At 41.1% G+C, this 13592-nt stretch carries 12 protein-coding genes; 9 read left to right on the forward strand and 3 right to left on the reverse strand.

What is annotated here, in order from left to right; genetic code table 11:
* Positions 1-49 precede the first annotated feature (49 nt).
* The 7 genes from mglB to AC3A54_RS18795 all read left to right on the forward strand — a co-directional run bounded on the left by mglB (position 50) and on the right by AC3A54_RS18795 (position 10139).
* Complete coding sequence (gene mglB / locus AC3A54_RS18765) at positions 50-1111, forward strand: galactose/glucose ABC transporter substrate-binding protein MglB (RefSeq protein WP_487655672.1); 1062 nt, start codon at positions 50-52, stop codon at positions 1109-1111.
* A gap of 206 nt (positions 1112-1317) precedes the next feature.
* Positions 1318-2823 (forward strand): galactose/methyl galactoside ABC transporter ATP-binding protein MglA, encoded by a 1506-nt coding sequence (mglA, locus tag AC3A54_RS18770; RefSeq protein WP_487655673.1) that lies wholly within the window; start codon positions 1318-1320, stop codon positions 2821-2823.
* 12 nt (positions 2824-2835) lie between these two features.
* Positions 2836-3858 carry a galactose/methyl galactoside ABC transporter permease MglC gene (gene mglC / locus AC3A54_RS18775; RefSeq protein WP_335546251.1) on the forward strand — a complete coding sequence of 341 codons (1023 nt, stop codon included), beginning with the start codon at positions 2836-2838 and terminating at the stop codon, positions 3856-3858.
* A 903-nt stretch (positions 3859-4761) separates the two neighbouring features.
* Positions 4762-6198, forward strand: a complete 1437-nt coding sequence (locus AC3A54_RS18780; protein WP_487655674.1) for a GntP family permease — start codon at positions 4762-4764, stop codon at positions 6196-6198.
* Between the two features lie 37 nt (positions 6199-6235).
* Positions 6236-7021 (forward strand): 3-hydroxybutyrate dehydrogenase, encoded by a 786-nt coding sequence (locus AC3A54_RS18785; RefSeq protein WP_487655675.1) that lies wholly within the window; start codon positions 6236-6238, stop codon positions 7019-7021.
* Positions 7022-7121: 100 nt separating this feature from the next.
* Entirely contained in the window at positions 7122-8543 is a 1422-nt protein-coding gene (locus tag AC3A54_RS18790; protein ID WP_487655676.1) for a sigma-54 interaction domain-containing protein, read from the forward strand.
* A 213-nt stretch (positions 8544-8756) separates the two neighbouring features.
* Entirely contained in the window at positions 8757-10139 is a 1383-nt protein-coding gene (locus tag AC3A54_RS18795) for an L-cystine transporter (RefSeq protein WP_487655677.1), read from the forward strand.
* An 85-nt stretch (positions 10140-10224) separates the two neighbouring features.
* On the opposite strand, the gene AC3A54_RS18800 is transcribed toward AC3A54_RS18795, so the two are convergent.
* From AC3A54_RS18800 to AC3A54_RS18810, 3 genes are all read right to left on the reverse strand, one after another.
* On the reverse strand, positions 10225-10758 hold the full coding sequence (locus tag AC3A54_RS18800) for a phosphatase PAP2 family protein (RefSeq protein WP_487655678.1): 534 nt from the start codon (positions 10756-10758) through the stop codon (positions 10225-10227).
* Between the two features lie 659 nt (positions 10759-11417).
* A complete protein-coding gene (locus AC3A54_RS18805; RefSeq protein WP_487655679.1) occupies positions 11418-11651 on the reverse strand; it encodes a hypothetical protein in 234 nt (77 codons plus the stop codon).
* Between the two features lie 132 nt (positions 11652-11783).
* A complete protein-coding gene (locus AC3A54_RS18810) occupies positions 11784-11957 on the reverse strand; it encodes a DUF3934 domain-containing protein (protein ID WP_308081316.1) in 174 nt (57 codons plus the stop codon).
* A gap of 231 nt (positions 11958-12188) precedes the next feature.
* Here AC3A54_RS18810 and AC3A54_RS18815 point away from each other — a divergent pair, with 231 nt between their 5' ends.
* On the forward strand, positions 12189-12659 hold the full coding sequence (locus AC3A54_RS18815) for a DinB family protein (protein ID WP_487655720.1): 471 nt from the start codon (positions 12189-12191) through the stop codon (positions 12657-12659).
* 43 nt (positions 12660-12702) lie between these two features.
* Positions 12703-13458, forward strand: a complete 756-nt coding sequence (locus AC3A54_RS18820) for an NRDE family protein (protein ID WP_487655680.1) — start codon at positions 12703-12705, stop codon at positions 13456-13458.
* The last annotated feature ends 134 nt before the right edge of the window (positions 13459-13592 follow it).

Below are 13592 nucleotides of genomic sequence, written 5' to 3' on the forward strand. Positions count from 1 at the left end.
TAGTTAAGCACCGTTAGTCTTTATCAAAAGGAAAAAGGAGAATGATCACATGCTTAAGAAGAAAAAAGGGTTGGTTCTATCTTTAACAATTGCATCTAGTATTCTATTAGCAGCAGGATGCAGCAGCTCAACAAGCGGTTCTGATTCTGGCAAAGGTAAGGACGGCGGTCTTCCAGCTGTTGGTGCAACAATCTACAAATTTGACGACAACTTCATGTCCTATGTACGTCGTGCAATGGAAAATTCAGCAAAAGGTAAAGTAAACCTAATGTTGAATGACTCTCAAAACGACCAAGCAAAACAAATTGAGCAAGTAGATACATTGATTGCAAAGGGTGCAAAATCTCTAGCTATCAACCTTGTAGATCCTAAAGCAGCTCAAACCATTATTGATAAAGCAAAACCAAAGAATATTCCAGTTATCTTCTTCAATAAAGAGCCAGATGCAAGTGTTCTAGCAGGCTATGATAAAGCTTACTATGTAGGAACAACTTCATCAGAATCTGGTATCATCCAAGGTGAATTGATTGCAAAAGCTTGGGAAGCGAACAAAGATAAGTGGGACAAAAATGGTGACGGCAAACTTCAATACGTACTATTAAAAGGTGAGCCAGGACATCCAGATGCAGAAGCACGTACAAAGTTTGCAGTTGATACTGTAAAAGAAAAAGGCATCCAAGTAGAAGAATTAGCAATGGACACAGCGATGTGGGATGCAACAAAAGCAACTGAAAAAATGGATGCTTGGTTAGCAAAATACAATGACAAAATTGAATTCGTTATCGCTAACAACGATGGTATGGCATTGGGTGCGATTGCATCTCTTGAAAAGGGTGGCTACTTCTCTGGTGACAAGTTTATGCCAGTTGTAGGTGTTGACGCAATTCCTGAAGCATTAGAAATGATTGAAAAAGGCAAGATGGTTGGTACCGTGTTAAATGACGCGAAAAACCAAGGTAAAGCAACGATTGAACTTGCTACGAATGCTGCAAACGGTAAAGACGTATTAGACGGAACAGAGTGGAAGCTTGACGACAAGAAAGCGGTTCGTGTTCCTTACGTAGAAGTAACAAAAGACAACATCCAAGTTGGTAAGGATGCATATAAGTAAGATTTAGTCGAAGCGCTGGTCCAGGGCTGATCCTATTCAGCCCATGGCGCTCTTCGAACGAAGGAAAGGAATATTCTTTTCCTTCGTTCGGGGTAATGCTGCAATAAATTGGAGCGGGACACCGTGGTATCTGAATTTTTATTAAACATGAGATGCACAACGCTGGTGCTTCTCTTATTTTAAATAGTTAGTAAGGAGGTTCGCTCATGTCAGAATCCAGTACTACCAATCTATTAGAAATGCTCAATATCACAAAAAGATTCCCTGGAGTACTTGCATTGGACAATGTTTCCTTGAAAGTGAAGCCCGGTTCTGTACATGCCTTGATGGGCGAAAATGGTGCAGGAAAATCCACATTAATGAAATGCTTATTCGGCATTTATTCGATGGATGAAGGTAAAATTCTGTTTGATGGAAAAGAGGTTTCATTTGCCAATTCAAAGCAGGCACTTGAAAACGGCGTTTCCATGGTCCATCAAGAACTAAACCAGGTCCGCCAGCAAAATGTCATGGATAATCTTTGGCTAGGACGTTATCCGAAAAAAGGTATTTTCATCGATGAAAAGAAAATGTACGAGGATACAGCAGCTATTTTTAAGAGCCTAGATATCAACATTGACCCACGCAGTAAGGTGAGCACGTTATCCGTTTCGGAAATGCAAATGGTGGAAATTGCAAAAGCTGTTTCTTACCATTCAAAAATTATCGTAATGGACGAACCGACATCTTCTTTGACCGAGACAGAGGTCAATCATCTCTTTAGAATCATCCGAAGGCTTCAAAGTGAGAATGTGGCGATTATCTATATTTCTCACAAAATGGAAGAGATCTTAAAGATCTCTGATGAAGTGACGATCATGCGTGACGGTCAGTATATTGCGACAAAGAGCGCAAAAGAATTAACAACCGATGAAATCATCAAGCTGATGGTTGGCCGTGACTTATCACAGCGTTTTCCTGCTAAAGTCAACGAACCGGGTGAATTGATTTTAAAGGTTTCTGATTTCACAGCGGAAACACAGCCTTCTTTTTCAAATATTAACTTCGAGCTTCGTAAAGGTGAAATCTTAGGGATTGCTGGATTAGTAGGGTCAAAGCGGACAGAGGTTGTTGAGGCTTTATTTGGAATTCGCGGGATCTCATCTGGAACGATAGAATTGCATGGCAAGGTGATTCAAAACCATTCGCCACAGCATGCCATTAGGAACGGCTTTGCACTCGTTACGGAAGAAAGAAGATCAACGGGGATATTCCCAGAGCTAAGTATCAGCTTTAACTCGATTATTTCTAACATGAAGCAATATAAAACGAAAAGTGGGTTCCTGTCTGACAAGAAGGTAGAACACGACACCCAATGGGTGATTGATTCGATGAAGGTAAAAACGCCTTCACAAAAAACGTCCATTGGCAGTCTTTCCGGCGGTAACCAGCAAAAGGTTATTATCGGGCGTTGGCTATTAACCAAACCAGATATTTTATTACTGGATGAACCTACGAGAGGAATCGACGTGGGGGCGAAGTTTGAAATCTACCAGTTAATTAATGAATTAGCAGCTGAAGGCAAGGGAATTATTATGATTTCTTCTGAAATGCCAGAGCTTCTAGGTGTAACCGATCGAATTTTAGTAATGAGTAATGGTAAAGCAGCAGGTATCGTTGAAACAGCTAAAACGTCGCAGGAAGAAATCATGCGATTAGCAGCTTTGTATTAGGAGGAGATGCAAATGAAAAATTCAGCTACACAAAAAAGCAGTATTACCAAACTGCTCTTTGATAATGTGATTTATGTTTTCTTAATCCTACTTGTTATTGGAATCGTGGTCGCTTCTCCTGACTTCCTATCAGTTACAAACTTAATTAATATTTTAAGTCAATCCTCCTCCCGTATCATCATTGCACTAGGGATGGCAGGAATTCTGATTACAGCTGGTACGGACTTATCCGCAGGACGGATGGTCGGACTTGCAGCCGTTATTTCTGCATCCATGCTGCAAGCGGGTGATTACGCTTATAAAATGTATCCTAATTTACCGGAGTTACCGTTGATTGTTCCAATTATTATTGCAATGATTGCGACAGGTCTAATTGCAACAGTGAATGGTGTTATTGTATCAAAATTACACGTTCCACCGTTCATTGCTACCTTAGGTATGATGATTGGTGTGTACGGTTTAACTTCCATTTATTTTGACCGCCCGCCATACGGGGCGCAGCCAATTGGTGGATTAAGTGAAAAGTTTACAACCTTTGCCCAGCGTGGCATTCCAGTTGGATCCTATGAAATTCCGTATCTTGTTATTTATGCCATTATTGCTACTATTGTTATTTGGGTAATTTGGAATAAAACGCAATTAGGGAAAAACATGTACGCCATCGGTGGAAATCCTGAAGCAGCAAAGGTTTCGGGTGTTAACGTTGCAAGAAACATCATTATTATCTACATGATTGCAGGTCTTTTATATGGATTCTCTGGTACGCTTGAAGCGGGTCGTGTAGGTAGTGCGACAAACAACACAGGTAACATGTACGAACTAGATGCCATCGCAGCCTGCGTGGTCGGTGGGGTATCTTTATCAGGTGGTATTGGAACGGTACCAGGCGTTGTTACTGGTGTTCTTATATTCCAAATCATCAACTACGGTCTGGCTTTCCTTGGAGTTAGCCCATACATCCAATTCATCGTGAAAGGCTTAATTATCGTAGTAGCGGTTGCCTTTGACATGAGAAAGCATGCGAAGAAGAAATAAGAGAGTTTTTTAGGGCAGTCCTATTTAGGGGCTGCTCTTTTTGTGGGGGCATCTTTTGGTGTCAGGCACCACTCGTGGACAGGTGTCCACGGGCGGTGCCTGACACCTATTTGCATAGTGGTGAGTAGTGGAGGGGAAAATGGTGGAGCGGTTACTAGTCGTGGAGATTCGTGTCCGTGCTGGAGAAAAAGGAGAGGGAACGGTAACTAGTCGAGGCGACTAGGGCCTGTGCAGGAGAAAAAGGAGAAGGAACGGTAACTAGTCGAGGCGACTAGTGCCCGTGCAGGAGAAAAAGGAGAGGGAACGGTAACTAGTCGAGTAGACTAGTGCCTGTGCAGGAGAAAAAGGAGAAGGAACGGTAACTAGTCGAGGCGACTAGTGCCCACTCCGGGAGAAAAAATAGTAGAACTGTAACTAGTCCGAGTGACTAACGTCTTTGCCATTTAAAGAAAAAGCAATTCGCTGATAAATGCCTTCGATTCGCTGATAAACCCGCAAATTCGCTGATATATTTGTATATTCGCTGATAAGTATACAAAATTCGCTGATAAAGGAATTGGAACCATGAGTTATTCTTAAATTCGATAAATATAAGTGATTTTTATAGCAATTTTTCAAGAAAGAACTGGATTCAACGGACAAGATTCCGTAAAAATGGAAAATTCCGCAATAGCGGAAACGAATTGTGGTAAATATTCCGCAATTCCGGAAAGTAGTTTAAGAGGAATGGTGTGATTATTTTATTAATAACGTGAAAAAATGAGAAACCAAAGGAATTAAGATAAATTATTTAAAAATTTATAATTTTGGCACAAAACTTGCAAATATATAAACGAGCTTCATAATGAAAACGCTTTCCAATAAAAACAGAAGCTTATCCAAATTATCCAAAGGGGGATTTTCATGCAATTATTTATCATTCTTTTGTCGCTTGGGCTATTAATGTTCGTTGCGTACCGTGGTTTCTCTGTTATTTTATTTGCTCCGCTCTGCGCACTTTTAGCCGTATTACTTGTTGACCCAAGCCATGTATTACCGTTTTTCTCCGGTGTATTTATGGAAAAAATGGTCGGATTCATTAAATCTTATTTTCCTGTCTTTTTACTAGGCGCGATTTTTGGAAAAGTAGTTGAAATGTCAGGCATCGCAGAATCAATTGCAAAAACCATTGTCCGTTGGGTCGGTGCGAAACGTGCCATGCTCACCATCATTTTACTAGGTGCTATCTTAACCTATAGCGGCGTAAGCTTATTCGTAGCTGTATTTGCCATTTATCCATTTGCTGCTCAAATGTTTAGAGAAGCAAACATTCCAAAACGTTTGATTCCTGGAACCATCGCTCTCGGTGCTTTTACCTTCACGATGGATGCTTTACCAGGAACACCGCAAATCCAGAACGTTATACCAATTAACTTCTTTAAAACAGATATCTACGCAGCACCCACACTTGGTATTATCGGAGCCATCTTCGTCTTGGGTCTAGGACTTCTCTATCTAGAAACAAGAAGGAAAAAGGCAGAAAAAGCGGGTGAAGGCTACTATGGCTTCGGTGCAGAAAATGCTTCCGCTTTGGAGTTGGCCAAATCAGAGGAAAATGAAGTAGTACCTGATTTAAAGTCACATCAATCTGTTTTACGCCAAATCATGGCGTTCGTGCCTCTTGTACTTGTAGGAGTGACTAATAAACTATTCATTACCTACATTCCAAAATGGTATCCGAATGGATTTGATTTTTCGGCTATCGGCTTAAAAGCATACACGGTGGATGTAACTGCAGTTGCTGCTATTTGGGCAGTTGAACTGGCTCTAGTAGTCGGAATCGTCACATCTCTTGCATTTGATTGGAAGCGTGTAACGGTAAACTTTAAGGAAGGTTTAAACCTAAGTATTGCCGGAGCGTTGCTTGCGACCATGAACACCGGTGCGGAATACGGCTTTGGAGGAGTTATTTCATCTCTTCCAGGGTTTACAAAAATCAGTGATGCGATTTCTAGTACATTTACCAACCCGCTTGTTAACGGTGCTGTAACGACCAGTTCCCTTGCAGGTATTACAGGCTCTGCATCTGGGGGAATGGGGATTGCGCTAGGGGCAATGGCGGAAAAATACAATCAAGCGATTGCTGCAGCGCATATCCCGCCTGAAGTTATGCACCGTGTGGTAGCGATGGCATCAGGTGGGATGGATACACTTCCACACAATGGAGCCGTTATAACCCTTCTTGCAGTAACAGGATTGACTCACAAGCAGTCATACCGTGACATTTTCGCTGTAACAGTGATTAAAACAGTAGCTGTATTCTTTGTCATTGCGATTTACTCTATGTTTAACATCATTTAACGATTCATAATGTACTAGATTTAAAGGAGGATCTCGTATGAAACAGTCATTAGAAGGGAAAACAGCATTTATTACTGGATCTGCAAGTGGAATTGGATTAGAACTCGCAAAGACTTTTGCACAGGAAGGCGCAAAGGTAGTTATTTCAGATTTAAACGCGGTCAAGAGCGAAGAAGTGGCAGCTGAGTTAAGGGAGCAAGGATTTGAAGCACTAGCAGCTCCCTGTGATGTAACAGATGAGGAAGCTTTTAAAAATAGCCTAGAGCTAGCCTACCAGACATTTGGAAGCCTTGATATTTTAGTTAATAATGCCGGGATGCAGTATGTGTCTCCCATTGAGGAGTTCCCAACTGAAAAGTTTGAGTTACTAGTTAAAATCATGTTAACGGCACCGTTTGTTGGCATCAAACATGTTTTTCCACTTATGAAAAAACAAGGATTTGGAAGAGTCATCAATATGGCTTCCATTAACGGTGTCATCGGCTTTGCTGGGAAGGCTGCTTACAATAGTGCCAAACATGGAGTCATTGGTTTAACGAAGGTGGCAGCACTAGAAGGCGCAGCTGACGGAATTACTGTAAATGCGTTATGTCCCGGCTACGTCGATACCCCGCTTGTGAGAAACCAACTGGGGGATTTGGCGAAAACTAGGAATGTCAGCTTAGATCGTGTACTTGAAGATGTGATTTTCCCGCTTGTTCCGCAAAGGAGACTTCTGTCTGTCTCGGAAATTGCCGATTATGCTGTCTTTTTAGCAAGTGATAAAGGAAGAGGAATAACCGGTCAGGCAGTCATCCTGGATGGTGGCTATACAGCCCAATAATGTAAAAAGGGGTCAGGAACCACATGTTTGTGGGGTCTGACCCCTTTGTCAGTATATTTGGTATAATTAATATATCTAGTGTGGTAAGGGTGTGAAAAGAATGTACCAAGGATTTGAGAATATCCCCTATAATTGGCATGAGCAAATTATTAATCTATTAGCGGAACGAATTGTAGTGGTGGATCGAGAGGGTATTATTCTTTATATTAATGAGGCGTATTGCGAGTTTTTGGGGACGACAGTGGAGGATGCCATTAACCGGCCTGTGGAAGAGGTAATTGAAAATACCCGCATGCATATCGTTGCCAATACAGGACAAAAAGAGCTTGCTTCGTTGCACCCCATCAATGGTAGTGAAATGATTGCTAACCGCTATCCTCTCATCGTGGATGGAGAAAGGGTCGGAGCCTTGGGAACCGTCATGTTCCGTACACCAGAGGAATGGCGGATGTATAAAACGAAAATACAAAGACTTGTAGAAGAACTGAAATATTATAAAACAAAAGTTGAAAAAGAATTGAAAAGTAAGTACCAGTTCTCCGATTTAATTGGGAATAGCCCGACTTTTTTAGCAGCGAAAAAACTAGCAGAAAGAATATCTGAGAGCAACTCATCGGTCTTATTGATCGGTGAATCTGGGACGGGTAAAGAGTTATTTGCCCACGCCATACATAATAATAGTATGCGAGAATCATTGCCTTTTGTTGCCATCAACTGCGCTTCGATCCCTGAACATCTACTAGAATCGGAGTTGTTTGGATATGAAGAAGGTGCCTTTACAGGAGCAAAAAAAGGTGGGAAGAAGGGACAGTTTGAAATTGCCAATAATGGGACCCTTTTTCTTGATGAAATTGGGGACATGCCCCTCTCGATGCAAAGCAAGCTTTTGCGAGTCTTACAGGAAAAAGAGGTGCAGCGGGTCGGAGCTCAAAAGTCCACTCCTGTTGATGTTCGAATCATAGCGGCAACCCATCGGGATTTAGAGAAGCTGGTGGAGGAAGGGAAGTTTCGTCAAGACTTATATTACCGATTGAATGTCATAAAAATTGAAATTCCTCCTCTTAGAAAAAGAAAAGAGGATATCCCACAAATCTCCATCAGTTTATTGAAAAAACTGGAGAGGAGATTTTATCGTAAAGGGATAGAGTTGTCAGCTGGGGTAAAAGGAAGATTAATGGAGCATGCCTGGCCGGGAAACATTCGTGAGCTTGAGAATGTGTTGGAGCGAACGATCAATGTTCTAGATGGGAAAACCATTGAATTGGTTCACCTGCCATTATATATACGTGAATTGGAACCGGAGAGCCCCTCTGAGATCGAGAGCCGTACGGAAAGCAATCAGCCTTTGGAGGAAATTCCCTTACCGGTGGTTCCTTTAAAAGAAACACTGGCTCAGGCAGAAAAGAAAGCCATTCTAAATGCGCTCAACGTAACCAACGGAAATAAGCAAGAAGCCGCCAAACTCCTGGAAATAGGAAAAACCAGCTTCTACGAAAAATGCAAAACATATGAGATAAAATAGCAGGGTGTCAGGCACCGCTCGTGGACAAATGTCCAAGGCCGGTGCCTGACACCTTTTTTTCGTGCTTGGTATTTAATGTCCTGACAGTACATATGTATGTAATATCAAACGTTTGATGGTTTTAATGGTTAGTGGATTGTTCATTTGTAATTCCGACTTGACTCATTGGAATGTATGTGTTGGAAAAATTTACAAATTCAGAGGAGGAGTAAAATGAACGCCCTTCTTATTATCGTTAATATCCTCGTTTTGTTTGCGCTCATGTTTGGTCTTTTTAGGATGCAAAAAAAACATGTCTCTTTTTCTAAACGTGTTTTTACAGCATTAGGATTAGGTATTATTTTTGGTTTTATCATCCATCTGATTTATGGCACCACACATGAGGTGACAACAGGGTCCATCGATTGGTTTAACATTGTAGGAAATGGTTATGTTAAGCTACTGCAAATGGTAGTTATGCCGCTGGTTTTCATTAGTATCGTTGCCGCTTTTACTAAATTAAAATTAACAAAAAACATCGGAAAGATTAGCTTTCTTGTGATTGGAATTTTGCTTGGTACGACAGCTATTTCTGCAGCCGTTGGAATTGGGTCTGCATTAGGGTTTGGTCTTGACGGGATTCAGTTAAACGCGGGAGATGCCGAGAAAGCTAGAAATGCTCAACTTGAGGAAAGGGTTGCCGGAGTAGAAAACATGACACTTCCTCAGCAGATTATTGAGTTAATTCCGAGTAATCCATTTCAGGATTTAACAGGTGCACGGCCAACTTCTACGATTGCCGTTGTTATCTTCGCTGTCTTTATTGGGGTTGCCTATCTTGGAGTCAAACGAAAGGAATCTGAGCACGGCGAGTTTTTCGCGCGGATCATAGATACGGCGTATTCGATTGTTATGAGGGTAGTAACATTGATTCTTCGCCTCACACCGTATGGCATTTTAGCAATTATTACAAGGGTAACCGCCACAAGTGATTATGAAGCCATTGCTAAATTAGGAAAGTTTGTCGTTGCTTCCTATGTGGCGCTCATCGTTATGTTTATTGTCCATCTATTACTGTTATCGTTTGTTAAACTAAACCCAAGAAATTATGTGAAAAAGGGGCTTCCTACCTTAACCTTTGCCTTTACTTCGCGTACAAGTGCGGGAACGTTACCAATGACGATCAAAACACAGACAAAAGATTTGGGCGTTTCTGAGGGGATAGCAAACTTTGCAGGATCATTTGGACTTTCCATTGGTCAAAACGGCTGTGCGGGGATTTACCCAGCCATGCTTGCCGTTATGGTTGCTCCTGCAGCAGGGGTCGATCCAACCAGTCTCTCCTTTATTCTTACGCTTATCTTGGTCGTAGCGATTAGCTCCTTTGGTGTTGCTGGTGTTGGCGGTGGTGCTACCTTTGCAGCCCTCATCGTACTTTCTATTATGAACCTGCCAATTGCCATAGTCGGTTTGCTTATCTCAGTAGAGCCACTCATTGACATGGGCCGTACAGCACTAAACGTCAGCGGAGCCATGACTGCAGGCGTCCTAACAAGCAAAGCAACAGGCGAATTCGACCAAGAGACCTACCAACAACCAAACATTGTAGAAGCATAAAAATAAAAAGGTGTCAGGACCACAAATGTCCGTTGTGTGAGGACAAATGTCTTTTTGTGGTGCCTGACACCATAATTTGTATTTCTCAGATACATAAAATGCAAAAAGTGATAACTCCAGTTAGTGTTCCGAGAAAGGCACCTGCTAGGACGTCTGATGGGTAGTGCAGGCCGAGGTATATTCTTGATATGCCCACAAGTACTGCAATAGGGATTAAGATAAAGGATAGGTTGGGTACAAATAAGATGTAGGGTGTTACAACGGATAAAAAAGCTGTTGTATGCCCCGAAGGAAAATAAGGGTCTTGTAATGGATTTTCATGAGTTTTTGTTTTTTCAATCTTTACATATGGTCTTCTCCGCGGGAGTACCTCTTTCAAAATATGGACAGGTATATGACTCGCTGATAAAGCTAGTGCGCTGCTGATGGCCGTTAGTTTAGCCTCCCCTGATGATAAAAGCATGAGAATCAACGTCGAAGCGATTGTAAGATCTGCTCCTCCTAAACGTGTGACCAAACGAAAAAAGAGATTTAATAGCTTTTTATCAAAATGGTGATTTACCTTCTGCAGCACTCGACAATCAAAGCCATAAAACAATTCAAGTAGTTCTCTAGTCATTTTCCGCCCCCCTTTACTTTAATTGTATTAAAAATAAAGAGGGGATTTCTTAACCTTATGTTAAGAGCGTGTAAAGATTATATATAGTAAAAGCCCGGTTATACAGCAATGTTGTAAAAGGTCCGTAAGAAGATTATACGTGCCCTAATAGGTACCAAAAAGAGGAGACAGTCACGTAGGGAGGTTCTACGTGACTCAAACAGAAAAAAGAAGAGGCAGAGGGTAACGTAGGAAGGTTTTACGTGCCTGAACCAGAAAAAAGAAGAGGTAGAGGGTAACGTAGGAAGGTTCTACGTGCCCGAACCAGAAAAAAGAAGAGGTAGAAGGTAACGTAGAAAGGTTCTACGTGCCCGAACCAGAAAAAAGAAGAGGCGATGGGTAACGTAGAAAGGGTCTACGTGCCCGAAACAGATAAAAGAAGGGGAGAGGGGTAACATAGAAAGAGTCTACGTGACCCAAACAGAAAAAAGAAGAGGCAGAGGGTAACGTAGGAAGGTTTTACGTTAATCAAACAGTAATAGAACCGAATAAAGGGTCACGAAGGAAAAGGCCATACGTGACCAATGTGATGAAAGAATGTAAAGAGCTAAATCAGGTATTCCTAAAATAACACCAACCGTTAACAAAGAAACAGTAAAAAAGTTAGGAAGGACACAACCCTATTGTCCAAAAAATCCTAAAGCATATTTAATACCTTCTTCGACCTCACTTGTTTCATATCCTTGTAAATCCTCATGGGTAATTTCTAATTTGGTTCTTGTTAATGAATACCCACTATCTAAGTTAATATCAAGCAGTACATCATAGCCATTTGCAGTTGATGTAATATCGATGATGTCATAATCACGGATCGTGGTGCCTGTTTCGTATTCCAAAGGCTCTAGTTCTGACATTACAAATACCCCCTAAGTTGGTTATATCGTTCATTAGCATTTCCAATACGGTAAGTATTCATCAAAAGATTCAAATGAGAATTACTGGCACGTACTTATCACAACGACTACCAACTAAAAAGGTTAAGACAACTATTTATCGGAAGTTTGATCAGCATTTTTTGCATCCGCTGCTCTTTTAGTCCCTTTGCTGACATATGGCTTGGCGTTTTTTGCTTTATTAGCGCTAGTTTGCCAACGGTTCCAGCCTTTCTTACCTGTCCCCCTACCTATTCCACTTTTCGCTTTTGCTTTCGCTTTACTCATCTAACCACTCCATTTTTTAAATAAAATTTATATATGTCGTTGGTTAGTTTAACACGATTTAGCGTGAATACATAATTACACCGTAATTAAAGGTTTTTCTTCAAAAAAGTCGAATAGTAGTATTGCATTATTTTCCCAATTGGAGGGATAGGATTGAATTTTGATAATAAAACTTTATATGTAATCGACAAAAAAGACGGCTTAGGTTTGGAATTTAGTAAATTGGTATCCATGATGAACTATACCAGGCAAACAACCTTAGATGCAGTAAAAGACTTAACCGTAGAAGAACTAGACTTTCTCTTTGATGAAGAAGCTAATTCCATTGGAATGCTATTAGCACACATGGCTTCGGTTGAAAAAACATACCAGATTGTAACGTTTGAAAACCGGGACCTAACAGATGAAGAAGAAAATGCTCTTAATCCTGCATTAGATTTAGGAAAAAATGCTAGAGAGCAGATTAAAGGGAACCCGCTTGAATACTACCTTGAAAAATTAGAACAGGTGAGAAACGAGACGATTGCAACATTTAAAACGTTACCAGGCGAATGGCTATTTGAACAAGCTCCGTTTTGGTGGGATCGTCCTGCTAATAATTACTTTAAGTGGTTTCATGTGTTTGAGGATGAACTGAGTCACAGAGGGCAAATACGCCTGATTAAAAAGATGCTTCGGAAGCGTAAGGAATCAATTAAATAGAAGTACAAAGTAATTTATATTTTAAAAAGGGCAGTGATAGTCCATGTGTTTAATATTATTAGCCTACAACGTTCATCCGCAATATCCATTGATTGTCGCAGCTAATCGAGATGAATTTTATCGGCGTCCTACTGCACCTATTCACTACTGGGAGGACGATCCTACCGTCCTTGCAGGACGTGATTTAGAGAAGATGGGCACGTGGATGGGAGTTACCACTTCAGGAAGATTTGCAGCGTTAACCAATTATCGCAATCAAAAGGAAGTAACCACTGGCAAACAATCACGCGGGGAGTTAGTGGCAGATGCTTTAAAATACGATGGTGACCTGAAGGAGTATATGCAGGGGTTAGCTAAACGTCAACAACAGTATCCAGGTTATAACTTATTAGCTGGTGATGCGAAAGAGCTCTATTATTATTCAAATATTGGGCAGGAGCTTCAAAAGCTGGAGCCTGGCATCTATGGTGTCAGTAATCATTTGTTAAATACGGAATGGCCGAAGGTGGAAAGAGGAAAGGAAGGTCTGTCCCAAATCATCACAGGGGCTCGAGAAAACCTGGTTGAGGAGCTGATGGTGCTTCTTCAACATGCTGATCCTGCCCAAGATGAGCTTCTTCCAAACACAGGCGTATCGTTAGAGTGGGAAAGGTTACTTTCTCCATTGTTTATTCAAAGCGAACACTATGGGACACGGAGTTCAACCGTTTTATTATTTTCGGTAAAAGAAATGGAATATGTGGAGCGGGTATTTTCTGATGGAGAGGTAAGTGAACGGAGCTATAAGGTGGACCTTTAAAAAACTAATCAAACGTTTGATTAAAAGTTGTCTATACAAGATGGCGGGTTTCGAAAAACTAATCAAACGTTTGATTAAAAGTTGCCTATACAAGATGGTGAGTTTAGAAAAACTAATCAAACGTTTGATTAAAA

The sequence above is a fragment of the Neobacillus sp. Soil_C_43 genome (assembly GCF_057656715.1).

Excerpts from the sequence above, each read along its gene's own strand:
- mglB (WP_487655672.1), top strand. The coding sequence starts at position 50 with ATGCTTAAGAAGAAAAAAGGGTTGGTTCTATCTTTAACAATTGCATCT.
- mglA (WP_487655673.1), top strand. The coding sequence starts at position 1,318 with ATGTCAGAATCCAGTACTACCAATCTATTAGAAATGCTCAATATCACA.
- mglC (WP_335546251.1), top strand. The coding sequence starts at position 2,836 with ATGAAAAATTCAGCTACACAAAAAAGCAGTATTACCAAACTGCTCTTT.
- AC3A54_RS18780 (WP_487655674.1), top strand. The coding sequence starts at position 4,762 with ATGCAATTATTTATCATTCTTTTGTCGCTTGGGCTATTAATGTTCGTT.
- AC3A54_RS18785 (WP_487655675.1), top strand. The coding sequence starts at position 6,236 with ATGAAACAGTCATTAGAAGGGAAAACAGCATTTATTACTGGATCTGCA.
- AC3A54_RS18790 (WP_487655676.1), top strand. The coding sequence starts at position 7,122 with ATGTACCAAGGATTTGAGAATATCCCCTATAATTGGCATGAGCAAATT.
- AC3A54_RS18795 (WP_487655677.1), top strand. The coding sequence starts at position 8,757 with ATGAACGCCCTTCTTATTATCGTTAATATCCTCGTTTTGTTTGCGCTC.
- AC3A54_RS18800 (WP_487655678.1), bottom strand. The coding sequence starts at position 10,758 with ATGACTAGAGAACTACTTGAATTGTTTTATGGCTTTGATTGTCGAGTG.
- AC3A54_RS18805 (WP_487655679.1), bottom strand. The coding sequence starts at position 11,651 with ATGTCAGAACTAGAGCCTTTGGAATACGAAACAGGCACCACGATCCGT.
- AC3A54_RS18810 (WP_308081316.1), bottom strand. The coding sequence starts at position 11,957 with ATGAGTAAAGCGAAAGCAAAAGCGAAAAGTGGAATAGGTAGGGGGACA.
- AC3A54_RS18815 (WP_487655720.1), top strand. The coding sequence starts at position 12,189 with ATGATGAACTATACCAGGCAAACAACCTTAGATGCAGTAAAAGACTTA.
- AC3A54_RS18820 (WP_487655680.1), top strand. The coding sequence starts at position 12,703 with ATGTGTTTAATATTATTAGCCTACAACGTTCATCCGCAATATCCATTG.